Raw genomic sequence first — 18,789 nt, 5'->3', positions numbered from 1 at the left:
GTTAGGAGCTCTGCAAAGAAATGTGCGTTAGAGAACGGTGCACTCTTGCAGAGTGACTCGATTGGCCTGGCGCAGTGTGTTGTGGATTTCCGCTACGGTGTCGGTGTGGTGCATGAGTGCGAGGACCTGTTCGCGTGGGGCGCTGGATTGAATTGTGGCGTGGTACTCGATGTCTTGTGCAGGTTCGCCGCGACCGCCGAAGCTGCCGGTGACTTCGACTTGAACGGAGTCGATGGGGATGTTGAGGTCTTTGGCTTCGCGATAGATGTCGTTGCAGTAGCAGGTGGCGAGCGCGAGGAAAAGAAGTTCGCCACCGTTGACGGCGGAGCCTTGTCCTTCGGTTTTGGCGGGGATGCTGAGGGTTTGCTGGTTATTGCCGGTGCGAACTGAGGTTTTGTGTTGTCCGTTTTCGCTTAAGACGGTTGCTGCAATCACCATTTGTTTTCATCCCCCGGTTTTTGAACATCGACGCGATTCGAAACCATCGGATTTTTATCTCCCTGTGTTGTCGGGAGAAAAAAATCCTTTTGAGTTCTGTGGACATCTTCGTTTTCAAAAGGGTAGTACGAGCTGGATAGGACCAGAAACTTTCTTGTGAGGGGAAAGCTCCATGCCTGAGTTGATGAGAGATATCGTGGGTTTGCCGCGCGTTGGCAGTCCGAGCAAACGCAATCACAGTGCGTTGTTGAAACACACGTTGACGCTTGGTGTGGGTGTGTTGCTGGTGATGTTCCTGGTAGGTTGTTCTGCAGCTACACAGCCCGGCGCCGGGGAAACAGGACTGGCCAATGCGGCTAAGGATGTCACTATTCCGTTAGAGGCGGGGAAGATGAAGAACCCGCTGCCTGAGTCGGATGAGATTGTGAGCCAGGGGCAGGAAGTGTTTCTTGGGGAGTGCGTGCAATGCCATGGCGCAGAGGCTCGCGGAGACACCACTGTTGGGCGGAACATGACGCCGCCTGCGATGGACCTTACCTCAGCGCATGTGCAGCATTGGAGCGATGCGGAGTTGTTCTGGATTATTCAGAACGGTGTGCGACTGACGGGTATGCCTGCGTGGAAGTCGACTATCTCCGCGAATGACACTTGGAAGCTGACGCGTTACATCCACAGTCTGCCTAAGGCTGGTGCTGCTTCTGCTTCGATGGCTGGTTCTACACAGGCTCAAACAGCTACTTCGTCGCAGGATAAGTACTCGTTGAAGATTCCGAATGGGTTGGCGTTTTCAGAGTTCCGCGGATACGAGGGATGGTCGGTGATTGCCATCAGTCATAACGGCGGTGCGCTTGCGGCGATCCTTGGGAATCCTGAGATGATTGACGCCTTCAAGGCAGGCATTCCGGGGAATGGAAAATCTTTTCCCGATGGAGCCAAGATGGCGAAGGTGCATTGGACTGCGAAGGTGGATTCCACGGAACCGGGTGCGCCGACGGTGCCGGGGCCGCAACATGATGTGGACTTCATGCTGAAGGACAGCAAGCGGTTTGCGGATAGTGGTGGATGGGGTTACGGCGCCTTTGAGTACGACGCCGCATCTGGAACGTTCCGGCTGGCCAACTTAGGTGACAAACCACCGCAAGGCAATGATGCCAAGTGCGGGGTTGCGTGCCATACGAGCGTGAAGAACAAGGACTATGTCTTCACGTCGTACGGCCATCGCTGAGTGGTGTGTGGCTACTTGGTTAGCCACATGCCGTCAGGGTATTTGCCCGCGGGAACAGTCTTCACGGTTTCGCCTTTTACAAGGTCGATCTTGGCGAGGCTGTTCATCTTGGGTGAGGATGCCCATGCCCACTTGCTGTCTGGTGAGACGACGATCTCGTTGAGGCCAGCGATGCTGGGGATGGTCTTGGTGACTTCGAGTGTCTTCAGATCGACGACTGCGACGTTGTCCTGATTTGCCATGGCGACGAGAACGTATTTGCCGTCGGGCGTGGGTGTGGAGCCGTAGCCGATGGCGGGGAGCTTCACGCGCTTCTTGATGGTGTCGGTCTTGGTGTCGATGACGACGAGGTCGGGCGTGGTCTGGTCGGCGGTGAAGATGTAGGCGCCGTCGTTGGAGCAGGAGAGGCGCTGCGTGTTGTCAGAGATGGGGATGACCTTGATGAGTTTGCGATTGGGGACGTCCATTACTGACACGCTGCCGGGATGGACGTTGGCGGAGTAAAGCTTTTTGCCGCCGGGCAGCAGCGTGATCATGTGCGACTGTTCCGCGCCGGTAGGGACTTCGCCGATGATCTTGCCAGTCTTGGGATCGATGATGGCTGCGGCTTTATCGAGTTCGGCAGAGACGAGGAAGGTGCCGTTGGTGGCGTTCCAGATGGGGCGGTGTGGACGCACGCCGTGCGGGAACTTGATGGTGCCGGTGAGCTTGCCGGTGGCGACGTCGTAGATGTCGATATGGTCGCCGTCGGTGCCGGCGCGGCCTACGCCTGCGTTGCCATAGATGGGCACGAAGGCGGTCTTGCCGTCGGGTGTGGCCATGACTTCGTGGCCCGCGTCGTCGCTTTCCACGGTGGCGCTGAGCTGTTCCATCGTCATTGGATCGAAGACGCGGAAGGTGTGGTCGCGCTGCGAGGTGAGCAGGAGACGCGACTGCGCCGATACGGTGGCGATGGAGGTGACAGCAAGACAGAGCGGCAGGATCGTCCGGAAGTTGCGCATGGGAAGCGAGTATAGAACGCCGCAGTGAATGTAGAACAGCCGGGAAATGGAAAGGACCCGCGGTGTGGCAGGTCCTTTCAGTTGATCGAAATCCAGTCGTAAGAGAAAGCTGATTAGCGGACGCGGGCGTTGTGCTTGTCGCGATAGATGCGGCGGCTCTCCGCGTTCTGCTGGCTCTTCAGGGCGCTGCGATCAGCGTGGGTAAGGTGTCCGTTGTCAGCCTGGCGCATGGCGTGTTCCTCATGATTGATCGCGGCTTCCTGATGTTCGATATGCGAGGTTTCATGCGGCGTCAACTCGCCCGACCGAACGCCATTGGCGATGCGGTCCTGCTGATTGACCTTGCGCTGGTTGATGTCTTGTTGCGCTGCGGCCGTGAGCGTGAGGGTGGAAACGAGTGCAAAAGTAGCAAGCTTCATCATGTGTGTCTCCCTTTCGGCGGATTGCGAACACCGCTTACGTTCGGGATGGACACGGCTTCTTCAACGGGAGTTGCTGTCGTTGAGAAAAGTATATTTTTCTGATTTAAGGCAACTTTTGGGGATGAAAAGGGTTGTTTCGGGTCGCGATTACTGGGTCGCCGTGGCGGAGTCGTAGTCGTTCGCCATCACTACCTGAACAGATGAGGTGGTGAGGATCTGCTGATCGAGCAGGACAAATGTGCGGGCGCTGCCGCTGGGGTAGGTGGTGGAGGCACCCGTGTACATGGGCACCGTGGTGGTGGAGACGACCGTGCCAGCGGAGACGATGTAGAGCGTGTACGTGCCGGTGGGCACGTTGACGTACGTGGGTGTGTTGCCGAAGTTGACGTTGGTCAGCAGGGGATTCACCTTGTCGATAGTGGAGCCGTTGGGGACAAGGTAAAGATCAAGTGCGCCGGGATAGATCGCTTCGTCCAGGAAGCGAAGCGCGATCTGGCCGGACGGCGCGGGCTGCGACTGGTCTGTGAGTACCTGAGCCTGGAGCGAGGCGGCTGCGCTGCTGAACAGGAGCGTGTACTGTTTGCCATTCAGGAGCGTGGCTCGCACGGAGGAAAGCGCCGTCTTCGTTCCGGAGGAGTCCGCCGCAAGCGTGTAAGTCCCTGGATTGATTGGGATGTACGAGGTGACGGTGCCGTATCCCAGGTTGTAGGTGAGGACGTTGCTGCCGGCGTAGATGTCGATGCCGCCCGCGTCGGGTGTGGCATCAATGATGCGGAGCTGCGAAACGTTGGTGGTGCCGCTGGAGACGACTCCGCATCCACTGAGGCCCAGCACGCAGGCGGCGCTGCCCAATACTGCGAGGGACAGTTGCGCCATTCTGGCGAAAAAAGGCTTCGTTTCGGACTGAACCGCAAAAAGAATCATGAAACAGAAAGACCGTATGGATTTCGTCGGGATCGCCGCAACTGCAGGCACGTCTTCACTTTATCCCAAACAGGCGGAAGATACACGGTTTCAACGTGATATCACCGACTATGTAGTTTGTTTTCCGCAGCTTCCATATTCCGGTTTCACGAGGCAGGGAGGTATAGCACTGTTGTTGTAGCCATATCTTGCTAGACTGACGCAGATGAAGTTCGCAATGAAGGTCACTCTACCGACACACGTACCCATGCGGTACGTTTTTCGGGTGGTGGCTGTCCTTTTTGCGCTGCAGATGCTCGAGGGGACGAGTATCTATGCCTCCCTAGCCTACTGCGCATTCATCGTGGTGATGTCAGACGCCTTCAATGCGTGCGGAGGCCTAGTCTATCCCAGCGGAGCAGCCATTTTTTTCATGGGGCTTTTGACCATGATTCTGGGTGGACTAGTAAAGACAGTGCTGGGCGAGCCATTGGATTCGAATGTTCTCGCAGCGCAGAAAACGATGATGGTCTATCTGGTGGGTGCGTGCAGCCTTTGGACTGCGGCGAGGATTAATGCGCGCATCCGCAGGAAAAAGCCGTTTCTGCAGTCATTACAGATTCATGATCGGTTTCAGCAAGCGGCAATGGGGGCCGCTCTGATCGGACAGTTTGGCGGCCTCTTAGTCCCGGTTGCTGTTCTTTCTACGTTTAACCAGGTCAATAACTTTCTGCCACTCTCGATTATGTTGGCGGTTTATGGGACCACACAGAAGACCGATGGATGGCGTTCTTTCAGTGTTTTGGCTTTTATTATTTCCGTGTGGCTCACGCTGTTCTGGGGAATATTTTCTTTTTCTAAGCAGGGAATGTTCACAGCTTCTGTTGCATGGGCACTGGCTGCCACGATCGCTGGCTACTGGATGACAACGAGGCGATTGGTCTTCGTCACCGTTTTCGCCGTTTCAATGGCAACGTTTCTCACGCCGCTTTCGCAATTGGGACGAGTCTACAAAGATGATCCAGATTCGCAGGAAAAGGCTCTGGACATGCTGTTCCACCCATTGCGTACTCGGGAAGAGTACCAGGCGCTGGTCGCTGAACAATTGCAGATCAGTACCGCTTACCACTGGTTCAATGAGAACTACGGATTGCTGGATCGTCTGACGGTATTTCCGATTGACGATGCTTTGATACACCTGACCGACGATGGGCATTCCGCAACTATCCTCCCCATTGAAAGCTATGTACTCAATATGATTCCGCGTTACTTTGTGGGCCAGAAAGCCGAGCTTCATTGGGGTAATCGCTATGCGCACGAGATCGGCATGTTGGCCGACAATGACACGACCACTGGAATTTCCTTCAGCCCCTTCGCCGACGCCTACCACTGTGTACAGTGGTGGGGTGTGACGCTGATCATGTTTCCTTGCTACCTCGCGATGTTCTGGGTCATGGATTCGTTGACGGGAAGCACGAAGCAGACGTTCTGGGCCGCTATCTATCTTCTTTTCCTCGCACATGGCGCTGCCGAAGGCATGATGAATGCACCATTTATCGCTGTCAGCGTAGTTGCGTTCTCTGTCGTTCTGGCGGCGTTCGTGACGACGCATATCCTGCCGATGATTGGTGCCCTATTGATCCCTGTCCGCAGAACGATCCTGCCTCTGTCGGTAGATCCTGTGCCGAGACCTGCTCCCTCGCTGGGCTTGAGCCCACGTACAATCGAAGAGAAGATATGAATAAACTGGTCGTCGGCAACCTTATCCACCGCCCCCTGCGTTCCTTGATTTCCGCGCTTGCGGTTGCGATTGAAGTCATCATGATTCTGTCGATTGCGGCGATCATGCTGGGCATGCTGAATGGCCAGAAAGTTCGCACGACCGGTATCGGTGGCGACATGATCGCCAAGCCCGGAACCACGTCCAACCTGATCGGTGTCAGCGGTGCTCCCGCATCGGCAAAGGTGCAAGGCGTGCTGGAGAAGCTGCCCCATGTGCAGGTTGCTGCTCCGGTATATATCCAGCTAACGGCCAGTGGGACGCTGGAAAATATCTGGGGTGTTGAATACAACAGCTTCAACGCGCTTCGCCCGTTCGTCTTCAAGGAGGGCGGCCCATTCACTGGTCCAGACAGCATCATCATTGACGATGTGGCAGCAAGCAGTGGCAAGGGGCTGCATGTGGGCGACCAGACGAAGTTGTTTGGACACACCTTTACAGTGTCCGGTGTTGTGGAGCACGGCAAGGGCGGCCGTAAGTTTGTTCCGCTTGAGACGATGAACGCCATCAACGGCACAGAGAATCGCTGCAGCGTGTTCTATCTCAAGACGGACGATCCACCGAAGTGGCAGGCTGCGGTAAAACAGGAGATTCAGTCTACGGATGGCCTGCAGCAGTGGGACGTGCAGACACTGGAAGAGTTCTTAAGCCAGCTCACGCCCGAAAAGTATCCAGGGTTCAACATCGGCCTGCGGACGGTGATCGGGATCGCGGTAGTCATTGGTTTTCTTGTGATCTTCCAGTCGATGTACACCGCCGTGATGGAACGCACACGTGAGATCGGCATTCTGAAGTCGTTGGGGGCATCGCGCACTTACATCGTCAGTATCGTTCTGCGTGAGTCCGGACTGCTGGCCGTCTGCGGCATTATTCTCGGTGTCTCCGCAACGTACGGTTTGCGCGCGCTTCTGCACGTGAAGACACCGCAGCTTGAGTTTGCTGTGACGCCGTCATGGGTTCTGACTGCCGTCATTATTGCTCTGGTTGGTGCAACTCTTGGTGCTCTGTATCCTGCCTTGAAGGCAGCAGCGAAAGACCCGATCGACGCGTTGGCTTACGAATAGAGTGAGTGCTTTTCGCTATAGATGAGGCCGCGTTTCAAGTCTGTCCTATGAGAACAGTAAATTCACCATGGGCGTGCTACTCTTTTCGGGAACATGCAAGAAACTGTCCCCGCTAAAGAATTCAAAGGAAGACGGTTTTATCAGCCGGAATTGGATGCTTTGCGTTTCGTCGCATTTCTGGGCGTGTTACTGCACCATAAATCGAATCCTTATCAATTAGAGTTTCTGAAAACGGCCAAGCCGTGGCTCGTGACACTCGTTTGGGCCCTACACTGTGTGGGCGCATTTGGCGTGGAGTTGTTCTTTCTCCTGAGTAGCTACCTCATTACCCGTCTGTTGTTGATTGAGGTGGACACAACCAGACGGTTGAACTTGAAGGCGTTTTACTTTCGTCGCTCCCTTCGTATATGGCCGCTATACTTCGCATTCCTATTGTTGTGCTACGGCATAGCGCATTTGCAGGGGTATCCCGTTGCCAGCGGATTCTGGTTAGCTGCAGTGTTCTTTGTGGCGAACTGGTATCTCACACACAATGGAGTGTGGCTACCACTTGCCCTGTTGTGGACGTTATCGATTGAAGAGCAGTTTTATGTTTGCTGGCCGCTGATGATGCGCAGCGGAAATCGCCGAGTCGTAAAGAACATCGGTTATGCGACTATTGCGATTTCTCAGGCGGCCATCCTGCTGCTCATGGTCACGCCCCATTTGCCCATTCCTTACCTGGAACATGGGCGTGTCTTCTACAACACATTCGTAGAGGTCCAGTTCTTTGGACTAGGCGCTCTGCTGGCATTGTGGAGCGAACGGCGTCCCACTGCGTTGTCCAGATCAAAGCGGTTCCTGTTGGCGATTGGCGGTTTTGCAGCTCTGCTTCTAGCTTCCTGCTTTGATCCGAAATACCCCTCGTTCTCCGTGGGAATCTTTTCCTATAACGTGATGTTCGTTCTTGGCAGCATCGGAGTGATCGCTTTGTTCCGGGCATTCCTTGGAGTTTCTGCCAGACGCTTCCCCAACTGGATGCTCTTCCTAGGGAAGATCTCGTATGGACTTTACCTGTTCAACCTTCTTGCGACCTATCTTGTTCTCATTTATTGCCGCAATAGAATCCCGAAGATGCTGGAACTTCCAGTAGTGTTTCTGGTCAATGTAGCGTTTGCGGTGATGGCTTACTACGTTGTAGAACGGCCCTTCCTTGTGTTGAAGTCGCGCTTTGAAGTTGTTCGGAGTCGGGTCTAGGACAGGCCAAAATGACGAGCCCACAGCTCGCTCAAAGTTGGAAAGCGAGTGCGGCTCTTCCCCGCAAATAGCAAGTTTGCATTCGTTGTGGAGGTTTACTCTACGACGAATGCGTGACGATGGGACGTGAGTTCCTTGTGGTATTCGAAATGCTTCTTCCCGCGCAGGAAACGTGACTCGAAATAGTCGTGGCTGATCTTGGATACGACGAAGGTGACGGCGAAGTTTACGCTCAAAGCGATAACGCCGGCGAGTGCGAATGAATGGGTTTTCTGCCCGCACCATACGAGGAACTTAAGCGCGCAGCCCGTCCAGCGCCGGAAAGCGGGTGCGGAGATTAACAGGCCGATGTGCTCAGTTCGAAGGCGGCGCCAAGAAAGATGCTCCAGTATGTCGGGGGAAATTGAGCGTTAGCGTTGCGCGATCTCTGCTTTTCACAATTCCACGTAGGCGAAAGCCCGGAACGAAAGAGACTGCGAAAACGACAGCCAGATCTAGATAAAGGAAGAGAGGATGCGGAGTGCGCGCCAGCCATCCAGGCTGGGGATGCCGCGTCGCGGATGAGTGACGTGCGCTTGTGGCAAGTGACGCAATCTCCCGTAAGTGTGGCCGCGGCCTTTGCCTGCAGCAGCGTTAGGATGTTGGGCAAGTATAGCCTAGAAGAAAGACAGACACGTTTAGCCGATCTAGCAGCGCGGAAGCGTGCCGCACGAGAAAACGTAGTCTGAGGAGACTAGACGATCAAGCACGACGGGAACAAAGCTGCACTCGGGACAGACAACGGAAGCAACATTGCGCGACGGCTACTGCCAGCTATCTTTCTTTTGGTTGCAGCGGCGTTCTGGGCTTTGCACCTGGTGCATTTGCGTGCGGATTTTCCGAATCGGTCGCCTTGGGTGGATTGGGCTAAGTACACCGATGAGGGGTGGTATGGCGATGCGGCCATCCGGCATTATCTGCGCGGGACTTGGCGATTGCCTGGTGACTTCAATCCTGCTGCGGCGTTGCCTGTATGGCCTTTGTTAGAGGGATTCGTCTTTCGATTTGCTGGCGTGGGGATTGTGGCGGCGCGTGCGCTGACCGTGTTTGTGTTTGCTGGAGTGCTGGTGTGTTCGTTTGTGGTGCTGCAGCATGAGGCGCGGGAGGACGAATCGAAATATCTGCGGTGGATCTTTACTGCTGCCGCTGTGTTGCTGATGGCGGCGAGTTCGTTCCTGTACGTGTTTACGCGGATGGCGATTCTTGAGCCGTTGCTGGTGTTGTTGACGTTGTTGTCGTTGCTGGCGGCGCAGGCGATACGAAGTGCTTCCACGGAACGACAGCGTGTTTTGTTTGCTGTTCTTGTGGGTGTGTTGGTGTCGTTGATGATTGGCACCAAGACGACCGCGGTGTTTTTGTTGCCTGCTGTGGCGTACATGTTGGCGGATGCCGCTGCGTGGCAACGTCGACGCGTGTTGCGCATTGCGGCTGTGACGGGCGGGACTGTCGCCATACTTTGGGGTAGTTACATTGCGTGGCTGCTGTATCGCGGCTATTGGAATGATTTCCGTTATCTGTTCGCGGCGAACAATACGACCATTGCAGGGCTGCCGTTCTGGGAGACAGTTGGCGACACGCTGAAGAATGGCGTGTGGATGGGGGAGTTGCTGTATCCGCTGGCGATTGCGTTGGTGGTGCTGGCGGGTTTCCATAAGAAGACGTGGCGCGATCCTCTGTTTGTGTCGTTGCTGCTGTGGGTGACGGGGTATCTATTCTTTCTGGCGTATCACGCGAACATGCAGCCGAGGTATTACGTGGTAGTTGCGGTGCCGCTGATTCTGCTGATGGCTCGCGCGGCATTGCATATTGCTGCGTGGCATCCGTCGGCTTCACTGGCGTTTGCTTCGCTGCTGGTGCTGCTGGTTGGGCGTGAGGCGCATGTGACGTGGAGCTACGTGCGACACCCGGAGTACACATTTCAGACGGCGGCGAACCGGATTGAGCGGATTGTGGAATCTGATCCGACGCATAGTCATACGGTGCTGTCGATCTCGGGGAGTGACCTGTCTTTGATGACTGGGGTGCCGAGCATCTGCGACGACTTTGGCACGATGGATCTGGAAGATCGCATTGCGGCGTACAAGCCGGGGTGGTTCGTGTCTTGGAACTCCATTGAAGACGACAAGATGGAGGCGCTGAACAAGTTTTACCGGCTGACGCGCGTGGCGGAGTTTCCGGCAATGGATGATCCCGATAGGAACGTGATGATTGTGTATCGATTGGATGCCAAGGACGGGGTCACGCCGCAGCGAAAACATAAGAAGGCAAAGGCGTTGCCGGTTTCACCGGGGTAGCGCAATTTCAGGGAGTATCTATGTTGACTCCCGTTCGGATACCGGCTATTCTATGAACTCGCGCAGACTTGCGTCTGCATGCCTGTGCCCTTTGGGCATTTGGGGATGCGGAGGCAGTGACGCGGTGGATCCTGCGGACGTCGGCTCTTAGGTGAGCCGTTGGGGGTCTTCGGAGCAGGTGGCCTGGAGCAATTCGGGCTGCGGCGGGCGAAGAGTTTCAGTTCCGACACAGCACCCACTCGCATTCAGCGGAAATAGCCCCGAGAGGGGTTCTTTGCGTGTGCACGAGACATTGGTTGAGTTGTAATTAGAAGTTTGGATTTTGGAAGTCGGAAGGAAGACTCGATGTCGACGTTTGTACCCAGTTCGAAGGATTTGAACCGCAAGTGGTTTGTGGTGGATGCCAGTGGCCAGACCCTGGGCCGCCTGGCCAGCGGTGCCGCACGCGTGCTGAGCGGTAAGAACAGCACCCAGTACACCCCGTACATTGATACCGGCGATCACGTCATTGTGATCAACGCCGAGAAGATCGTGTTGACGGGCCTTAAGTCGCAGCAGAAGCTGTATCGCCGTTACACGGGTTTCCCGGGCGGTCTGCGTGAAGAAGAGTTCACCAAGCTGCTGGCTCGTAAGCCGGAAGCGATTGTGGAGCAGGCCATCAAGGGCATGCTGCCGAAGAGCAAGCTGGGCCGCCAGATGGCGACCAAGCTGAAGGTCTACAAGGGTGACAAGCACCCGCACGATGCTCAGCAGCCCCAGCCACTGGTAGTGGCGTAACCCGTTCGCGAAGGATAGAGAAGAGATATGGCAGATCTGGTGCAGTACTACGGAACGGGCCGCCGCAAGTCGGCGATTGCACGTGTATTTCTCCGCCCCGGCAACGGTGGCTTCACGGTTAATGGCAAGGAACTGAAGGTTTACTTTGTGACGGAACAGCAGCGCGCTGCTGCAGTTCGCACGCTGAAGACCGCTCAGGTCGAAGGCCAGTTTGACGTCATCACCACGGTGAAGGGCGGCGGCGTGACCGCTCAGTCTGACGCTGTGAAGATGGGCATTGCCCGCGCCCTGCTTGAGTTCAACATTGAACTCCGCAAGACGCTGAAGGCAGACGGCCTGCTGACCCGCGACGCTCGTATCAAGGAGCGTAAGAAGTACGGTCAGAAGGGCGCCCGCAAGCGCTTCCAGTTCTCCAAGCGCTAGTCGCTGGGGTCTGGCTCAAGTCCTGCGGCGGATGGTTTGTATGATCATCCGCCGCCTTGCAGTAAAACCCTCAGGAGTTCAATCTCCCAGACGAACGGGATTAATCCCGGCCTGATCCGTCGGGATGCCGCATACAAGGAGCCGATAATGGCATCGATCACAATGAAGGAACTGCTGGAAGCCGGCGTACACTTCGGCCACCAGACCAAGCGTTGGAACCCGAAGATGAAGGAATATATCTTCGGCGAGCGTAACGGCATTTACATCATCGACCTGCAGAAGACGCTGAAGATGTTCAAGGAAGCGTCGAAGTTCGTCACCGACCTGACCTCCACCGGTAAGGTGATCCTGTTCGTCGGCACCAAGCGCCAGGCACAGGATGCGGTTGCTGAAGAAGCGAACCGCGCTGGCATGCCGTACATCAACAGTCGCTGGCTCGGTGGTCTGCTGACCAACTGGGTTACCTGCCAGAAGAGCGTAAAGCGCCTTGCTGAGCTGGACGAGATGGCAGTGGACGGCCGCTTTGAGTTGATGACGAAGAAGGAAGTTATCCGCCTGGAGCGCGAGCGTAAGGCTCTGCACACCAATCTGGCCGGTATCAAGAACATGCGCCGCCTGCCGGACGCGATCTTCGTGATCGACAGCAACAACGAAGCGATTGCCGTTTCGGAAGCTCGCAAGCTGGGCATCCCTGTTGTGGCTGTTGTGGACACGAACTGCGACCCGACGGTTGTGGACTACGTGATCCCGGGTAACGACGACGCTCTGCGTGCGATCCGCCTGTTCACGACGAAGATTGCCGATTCGGCCTACGAGGGTGTGCAGATGATCGGCGACAAGTCGATCGCCAGCGAGTACGCCGATGTGACGCCGGTTGCAACCGAGTCGCACTTCGTCGGACTTGAGGACGAGGAATCGCAGGAGTCCAACCCGATTGCAACCACTGTTGCTGAGGAAGCCGAAGAAGAGACGGTTGACCTGAACGCAGCTCTGGGCGGCGGTATCCGCAAGCAGCCGACGTCTGACACCGACGCTGATGAGCCGGTGGCAGCGGAAGCAGGCGCGTAAGCTTCTCCGAATGATTTACACGGAGAGCGTGGCTGCCGTAGTTGGCGCCACGCTCTTTGTGTGTGCAGCGATTGTTTCAAAACAGTAAAGGATACAAACACGATGGCTACCGAGACCGTGAAGATTGATGCAAAGCTGGTGAAGGAACTCCGCGAGAAGAGCGGCGCACCGATGGGCGATTGCCTGAAGGCACTTCAGGAAGCCTCTGGCGATATGGAAAATGCATTCGTTGTGCTGCGTAAGCGCGGCATGGCGTCGGCTGCGAAGAAGGCTTCGCGTGCTGCAAACGAAGGTGCTGTGGGTACCTACATTCACGCTGGCGGAAAGATCGGCGTGATGGTGGAACTGGCCTGCGAGAGCGACTTCGTTGCCCGCACCGACGGCTTCCAGGACCTGCTGCGCGATATCGCAATGCACATTGCTGCTGTTGATCCGCGCTTCATCGGCCGTGATGAAGTGACCGAGGCAGACATCGAGCGCGAGAAGGAAATCTACCGCGCACAGGCTGCTGCAAGCGGTAAGCCTGCAAACATTATCGAGAAGATGCTCGAAGGCAAGATGGGCAAGTTCTACGAGGAAGTTTGCTTGCTCGATCAGCCATTCATCAAGGAGCAGTCGCAGACTGTTGCCCAGATCATTGCCACACAGGTTGGCAAGATGGGCGAAAACATCACGGTGCGTCGTTTCGCTCGATTCAAGATCGGCGAACCGAACGCAACGTTTGCTCAGGCAAAGGTTGTAGTTTCCGAGGAGCCGCAGGCATAAGCCTCACTCCAGATCGGTACCAACGAGCCCGGGCGACAGCCCGGGCTCTTTCTTTTGCGTACAACGCGAGGAGCGCCGCGGACGCAACCCAACCCCGATTGCGCATGTGCGAGGAACAGCCGTGCAGCGTGATTAGAAAGGAAAGACGAGGAAGATGAAGTACATCGACAACATTCCTGTATGGGGAGTGCATGAAGACAACACGCTGGAACAGGCGAAGGTTTGCGCACAGAGCGCGGAACGCTTTGCGCTGATGGCGGACGGACACCTGGGCTACGGTGTTCCCATTGGCGGAGTGATCGCGGCGGAGTCGCGAATTTCGCCTACGGCTGTGGGCTTTGATATTGCTTGCGGCAACAAGGCTGTGCGATTGGATATGCCGGGCGGCGAGTTGCGTGCAAACATCCACCGCATTATGGACGACATCTGGAACACGCTGTCGTTCGGTGTGGGACGGAAGAACAACGAAGCCAACGGACATGCTCTGCTGGGCCGCAATGCGCATCCCGGATGGGATACGGAAGCTGCTGCACCGTTGAAGCGTAAGGCAGAAGCGCAGTTGGGCACCATCGGTTCCGGCAACCACTATGTGGATCTGTTCACGGATGAGCAGGACCGCGTGTGGGTTGGCGTTCATTTCGGATCGCGTGGTTTGGGACACGGTATTGCGACGTGGTTCCTGAAGGCTGCGGGAGCGAAGGATGGCATGATGGTCGATCCTGTGTGGCTGGATGTGCAGAGCGATCTGGGTGCGCAGTACATTGCCGCGATGCAGTTGGGCGGTGAGTATGCGTATGCAGGCCGTGACTGGGTGTGCAGCCGTGTGGCTCGTCTGTTGGGTGCGGAGGTGATGGAGGAGGTGCACAACCATCACAACTTTGCCTGGAACGAAGAGCACGATGGCCGCATGTTGTGGGTGTGCCGCAAGGGTGCTACTCCTGCGTTCCCTGGCCAGCGTGGTTTCGTGGGCGGCACGATGGGTGAGGTTTCTGTGATTTTGGAGGGAACTGAATCCACGGATGCAGAGACTCGTGAAGCGCAGCGTGCTGCGATGTTTTCTACCGTCCACGGCGCAGGTCGTGTGATGGGAAGGAAGCAGGCAGCGGGCGTCTACGATCGTAAGACCGGCGTGTGCAAGCGCGAAGGTCTGGTGAAGCCGGAGATGATGAACGACTGGCTGCGTCAGTCCAACGTTGTGCTGCGCGGCGGTGGGTTGGATGAGTCGCCTCACTGCTACAAGCGTCTGCCGGAGGTATTGGCAGAGCAGGGTGAGACGGTTCGCGTTCTGCACACGCTGACTCCTGTTGGAGTGGCGATGGCAGGAGCGAACGAGTTCGATCCTTACAAGGACTAATGAAGAAAGGCCCGGTGAATGCCGGGCCTTTCTTCTTGCGTTCGGTATCGGATATACAGCAGGCTGTTGCGGTAGGAATTGCATCCTAATTTCGTCTGGCTATGAAGAAGCTTGTTGAAGAAACCGTGCCCTGGGATTTGTTGAAGCGGGAGGCTAAGGCTCGCTTTGGCATTGCGAAGTTTCGTAGCGCGCAGCGGGAGACGCTGGAAGCTGTGATGCGTGGGCGTAGTGTGCTCGCGATTATGCCGACTGGGGCGGGGAAGTCGCTGACGTATCAGTTGCCTGCCTTGTTGTTGCCGCACACGGTGGTTGTGGTTTCGCCTTTGATTGCGTTGATGCAGGATCAGAAGCTGAAGGCGGAAGGCGCTTCGATTGAAGTTAGCAAGATCGATTCAACGCTTACAAAACATCAGCGTGAGGAAGCGGACGAGGCATTGGCGGCGGGGATTCCGAAGCTTTTGTATGTGACGCCGGAGCGATTGGAGAATCGTGAGTTTCTTGCGGAGTTGAAGCAGGCAGGTGTGTCGCTGTTTGTGGTGGATGAGGCGCACACGATTGCGCAGTGGGGACATGATTTTCGGCCTGCTTATTTGGGGTTGCGATATGCGCGTGAGGCGTTGGGCAATCCGCCTGTGTTGGCTTTGACAGCCACTGCGACAGACGATGTGATCCACGAAATTCTGGAGCAATTGAATGCGAAGAATGCTGTGGTGATCAATGCCGGAAGCGATCGCACGAATCTGTTTCTTGCGGTGCATCCCACGGTGAACAACGATGCGAAGCTGGCGCGGTTGATGCAGATGTTGGGGAACACCGATGGCACGGGCATTGTGTACACAGCGTCAGTTCGTTCGGCTAACGAACTGTATGAGCGATTCAAAGAAGCGGGGATTGCCAGTGGGAAGTATCACGGCAAGATGACGGCTCGAGAACGCGAACGTGCGCAGGCTGAGTTCATGAACGACACCTGCCGCGTGATGGTGGCGACGAAGGCGTTTGGGCTGGGGATTGATAAGCCGAACATCCGATTTGTGTTTCATTACGAGTTTCCGGATTCGCTGGAGAGCTATTACCAGGAGGCCGGGCGTGCGGGACGCGATGGCGGGCAGGCGCAGGCAGTGTTGCTGTATCGGCTGGAGGATCGGCGGATACAGAGTTTCTTTGCGGCGGGGCGGTATCCACGTGCTGAGGAGTTGCGGGCTGTGCTTGAGACGCTTTCTGCGACGGACGCGGTGAATGCCGCGGCATTGCCGGAGCGTGCTGGAATTGGGAAGCGTCGGGCTGAAGTGATCCTGTATTTGTTGCGTGAGATGAAAGTGGTGCGACGGCTGCGTGGTGGGTATGTGCTGCGTCATGGAGAACCGATCACGGATGCGCATGTGGAGACGCTGCTGCATGAGTATGTGGAGCGGGCTTCGGCGGATCGTTCGCGGCTGGACGAGATGATGCTGTACGCGGAAACGGTGCGCTGCAGGATGCAGGTGATCCGTCGCTACTTCAATGAGCCCGAGGGCGAGCTGTGTGGCAACTGCGATAACTGCGTAAATCGCGCGTGGGAGATGCACGAGCCGGAGGTGGCACTGCATGGCGCCAGTGAAGGTGAGGGTGTGACGCGGATTGAGACGTTGAATGGGCCGATTCTGACGACGGCTCCGGAGACCTTGCCACAGACTATTCCTGCAAAGTTTCAGGAGGGCGTGGTGGTTCGGCACAAGCGGTTTGGCCGCGGACGTGTGCGAGATGTGGTGGGCGACACGGTGATGGTGCAGTTTGAGGATGGTGGGTGCAAGCGGCTGAAGGATTCGTTCTTAAAGAACGCCTGAAGGGTGGCATCAGGAGGAGTTCGGGCGAGCTTATTTTCGGTCCGGTGTAATCCGAGGCTGATGGCGGGTATTCGGCCTTCTGGGCTCTTCGATGAACCGTAACGACCGTGCGATACTGGGGAGCGGTGATGTATAAACGCGTTCTTCTCAAGATTTCAGGTGAGGCACTGGCTGCGGGCCGGGGCTTTGGTATTGACGCCATCTTCGTAAGCCGTGTGGCTTCGGAGATTGTGCAGCTTGCCAACAATGGCAGCCAGGTGGCTGTGGTGGTGGGTGGCGGCAATTTCTTCCGCGGTGTAGCGGAACAGGCCATCCATATGGACCGCGTTGCGGCTGACCACATGGGCATGTTGTCCACGGTGATCAATGCGATTGCCATGCAGGACGCGATTGAGAAGCTGGGCATCCAGTGCCGCGTGATGAGCGCAATTGAGATGCACGAGGTGGCCGAGCCTTACATCCGCCGCCGTGCGATCCGCCACCTGGAAAAGGGACGCGTTGTGATCTTTGGCGCGGGTACGGGTAATCCGTATTTCTCCACGGATACCGCGGCTGCGCTGCGCGCCATGGAGATTCGTGCGGATGTGTTGCTGAAGGCTACTTCTGTAGAAGGCATCTTCAGCGCTGATCCGAAGAAGGACCCTGACGCGACGATGTTCCAGACGATTACGTATATGGACATCATCAAGATGGGCCTGCGTGTGATGGACACGTCTGCGGTGTCGCTATGCAATGACAACAATATGCCGATGGTGATCTTCTCCATGCGTGAAGAGGGCAACATTGTGCGTGTTGTATCGGGCGAAAAACTCGGAACGCTTGTGACGTCGTAATGGCGGAAGTGACCGCGGTTGCTCCGCAGAAGAAACCGCCATTACCGGGATTGACCGGCATCCGGACGTTTCTTGCCATCGGCATCATGTTCTTTCACTTCACGCCTCCGCTGCCGGAGTTTGTGAAGCCCGTGATCAATGCAGGGTTTACGTACATCAGCTTCTTTCTGCTGATCAGCGGATTTGTGCTGGCGTACAACTATGTGCATCGCGCGGACACGCTGAAGCCGGGCAAGTTTTACGCCGCGCGGCTTTCGCGGTTGTATCCGGTGTATCTGCTATCACTGGTGATCTCGCTGGAGATGTTGCATGCGGAATGGAAGATCCGTCCGCTGAGCGAGTTTGTGCGCGGCGTGGTGTTGACGCCGCTCTTGTTGCAGGGCTGGAGCCCGACGCTGGCCACGTTCTGGAACACGGTGGCGTGGACGCTGGCTACCGAAGCCATGCTTTACCTGGCATTTCCGCACATCATCCGCATGAAGTTCTGGCCGCGCACGCCGGGGAAACTGCTGGCGCTGTTTGGTGTGTTCTGGCTGTGGGAACTGCTGCTGCCAGCGATCTACACCGTTCTGAATCCCGATGGTTTGTACAACATTGACCGCTACTCTTCGGGATATTGGCTTCGCGCGCTGAAGTACACGCCACTGCCGTTTGTGCCGATCTTCCTGGCGGGAATTACGCTGGGTCGCTTGCATGCGATGGTGGATTTGAGTGATCGCGTGAAACTGGGGCTGACACTGCTTTCGGGCGGCGCCGCTCTTGCAGCGTTCTATCTTTTGGTTCCGCGCTTGCCCTACGTCATGCTGCATGGCGGTATGCTGACCCCGGTATTTGCGCTGCTGGTGTGGGGGCTAACTGGCAACCACTGGGTTTCGCGGATTCTGGGATGGGGACCGATTGCGGCGTTTGGGCGCGCGAGTCTGTGCCTGTATCTGTTGCATTTCAATACATTTCTGTTCATCCATGACCACCATTTGCCGGAGCGGATGGGTGTGGCGAAGTATGACCCGTGGATCAGCTACGCGTTCATTCTTTGCTTTGCGTACACGGCGTTCAAGCTGGTGGAGCATCCGGCGCAGAAGTACCTGCTGAGCCGATGGGTGTATCGCGAGCCGAAGCCGCCGGTAGAGGTTGGCACTCCGCTCGGTTAGTTCGGCATCCTAATCGTCTCGCCCGTGGCGCGGCGGCTTTCTGCCATTTGCGTCTTCCGCAGGTTTTCCATTTCGCCTGCGGAGATTGTCTGGCATACTGAAGTTGCAATCCTTTCACAATTCATTCAGGAGACCGCGTGTGGTGCGCGTGCTCGTAACGCACATCCGCGTTTTGATTTCCTGTCGCTGTTTG

Annotated in this window: 17 protein-coding genes; 13 read left to right on the top strand and 4 right to left on the bottom strand. The window is 56.4% G+C overall.

Annotated features, from left to right (window positions below; all coding sequences use genetic code 11):
• Positions 1–27: 27 nt before the first annotated feature.
• A complete protein-coding gene (locus BLT38_RS13505) occupies positions 28–438 on the bottom strand; it encodes an OsmC family protein (protein WP_083345653.1) in 411 nt (136 codons plus the stop codon).
• Between the two features lie 172 nt (positions 439–610).
• Between BLT38_RS13505 and BLT38_RS13500 the strand changes: the two genes are divergently transcribed.
• On the top strand, positions 611–1,663 hold the full coding sequence (locus tag BLT38_RS13500; RefSeq protein WP_156785129.1) for a cytochrome P460 family protein: 1,053 nt from the start codon (positions 611–613) through the stop codon (positions 1,661–1,663).
• An 11-nt stretch (positions 1,664–1,674) separates the two neighbouring features.
• Here the strand turns inward: BLT38_RS13500 and BLT38_RS13495 are convergent, their stop codons facing one another.
• From BLT38_RS13495 to BLT38_RS13485, 3 genes are all read right to left on the bottom strand, one after another.
• Positions 1,675–2,664, bottom strand: coding sequence for a hypothetical protein (locus BLT38_RS13495; protein ID WP_083345652.1), 990 nt, complete (start codon positions 2,662–2,664; stop codon positions 1,675–1,677).
• 113 nt (positions 2,665–2,777) lie between these two features.
• Positions 2,778–3,086, bottom strand: a complete 309-nt coding sequence (locus BLT38_RS13490) for a hypothetical protein (protein ID WP_231966495.1) — start codon at positions 3,084–3,086, stop codon at positions 2,778–2,780.
• A gap of 147 nt (positions 3,087–3,233) precedes the next feature.
• A complete protein-coding gene (locus tag BLT38_RS13485) occupies positions 3,234–3,962 on the bottom strand; it encodes a DUF4397 domain-containing protein (protein ID WP_231966494.1) in 729 nt (242 codons plus the stop codon).
• A 265-nt stretch (positions 3,963–4,227) separates the two neighbouring features.
• Between BLT38_RS13485 and BLT38_RS13475 the strand changes: the two genes are divergently transcribed.
• From BLT38_RS13475 to BLT38_RS13420, 12 genes are all read left to right on the top strand, one after another.
• On the top strand, positions 4,228–5,730 hold the full coding sequence (locus BLT38_RS13475) for a hypothetical protein (protein ID WP_172838276.1): 1,503 nt from the start codon (positions 4,228–4,230) through the stop codon (positions 5,728–5,730).
• Complete coding sequence (locus BLT38_RS13470) at positions 5,727–6,833, top strand: ABC transporter permease (RefSeq protein ID WP_083345648.1); 1,107 nt, start codon at positions 5,727–5,729, stop codon at positions 6,831–6,833. The genes BLT38_RS13475 and BLT38_RS13470 overlap by 4 nt, the downstream gene beginning before the upstream one ends.
• Positions 6,834–6,926: 93 nt before the next feature.
• On the top strand, positions 6,927–8,069 hold the full coding sequence (locus BLT38_RS13465; protein ID WP_083345647.1) for an acyltransferase family protein: 1,143 nt from the start codon (positions 6,927–6,929) through the stop codon (positions 8,067–8,069).
• An 857-nt stretch (positions 8,070–8,926) separates the two neighbouring features.
• A complete protein-coding gene (locus BLT38_RS13460; protein ID WP_156785127.1) occupies positions 8,927–10,402 on the top strand; it encodes a glycosyl transferase in 1,476 nt (491 codons plus the stop codon).
• A gap of 345 nt (positions 10,403–10,747) precedes the next feature.
• Positions 10,748–11,179: a 50S ribosomal protein L13 gene (gene rplM / locus BLT38_RS13455; protein ID WP_083345645.1), complete on the top strand. Its 432-nt coding sequence runs from the start codon at positions 10,748–10,750 to the stop codon at positions 11,177–11,179.
• Between the two features lie 27 nt (positions 11,180–11,206).
• Positions 11,207–11,602 (top strand): 30S ribosomal protein S9, encoded by a 396-nt coding sequence (gene rpsI / locus BLT38_RS13450; RefSeq protein WP_047489768.1) that lies wholly within the window; start codon positions 11,207–11,209, stop codon positions 11,600–11,602.
• A gap of 147 nt (positions 11,603–11,749) precedes the next feature.
• Positions 11,750–12,670, top strand: a complete 921-nt coding sequence (rpsB, locus tag BLT38_RS13445) for a 30S ribosomal protein S2 (RefSeq protein ID WP_083345644.1) — start codon at positions 11,750–11,752, stop codon at positions 12,668–12,670.
• A gap of 102 nt (positions 12,671–12,772) precedes the next feature.
• Entirely contained in the window at positions 12,773–13,435 is a 663-nt protein-coding gene (tsf, locus tag BLT38_RS13440; RefSeq protein WP_083345643.1) for a translation elongation factor Ts, read from the top strand.
• A gap of 154 nt (positions 13,436–13,589) precedes the next feature.
• Positions 13,590–14,789 carry an RtcB family protein gene (locus tag BLT38_RS13435; RefSeq protein WP_083345642.1) on the top strand — a complete coding sequence of 400 codons (1,200 nt, stop codon included), beginning with the start codon at positions 13,590–13,592 and terminating at the stop codon, positions 14,787–14,789.
• 101 nt (positions 14,790–14,890) lie between these two features.
• A complete protein-coding gene (locus tag BLT38_RS13430; RefSeq protein ID WP_083345641.1) occupies positions 14,891–16,612 on the top strand; it encodes a RecQ family ATP-dependent DNA helicase in 1,722 nt (573 codons plus the stop codon).
• A gap of 128 nt (positions 16,613–16,740) precedes the next feature.
• On the top strand, positions 16,741–17,445 hold the full coding sequence (pyrH, locus tag BLT38_RS13425) for a UMP kinase (protein ID WP_083345640.1): 705 nt from the start codon (positions 16,741–16,743) through the stop codon (positions 17,443–17,445).
• Positions 17,445–18,596, top strand: coding sequence for an acyltransferase family protein (locus tag BLT38_RS13420; protein WP_083345639.1), 1,152 nt, complete (start codon positions 17,445–17,447; stop codon positions 18,594–18,596). The genes pyrH and BLT38_RS13420 overlap by 1 nt, the downstream gene beginning before the upstream one ends.
• The last annotated feature ends 193 nt before the right edge of the window (positions 18,597–18,789 follow it).

This window comes from Terriglobus roseus, from assembly GCF_900102185.1.
In the GTDB taxonomy this organism is placed as follows: Bacteria; Acidobacteriota; Terriglobia; order Terriglobales; family Acidobacteriaceae; genus Terriglobus; species Terriglobus roseus_A.
This window is presented reverse-complemented; position numbering and strand designations above follow the sequence as displayed.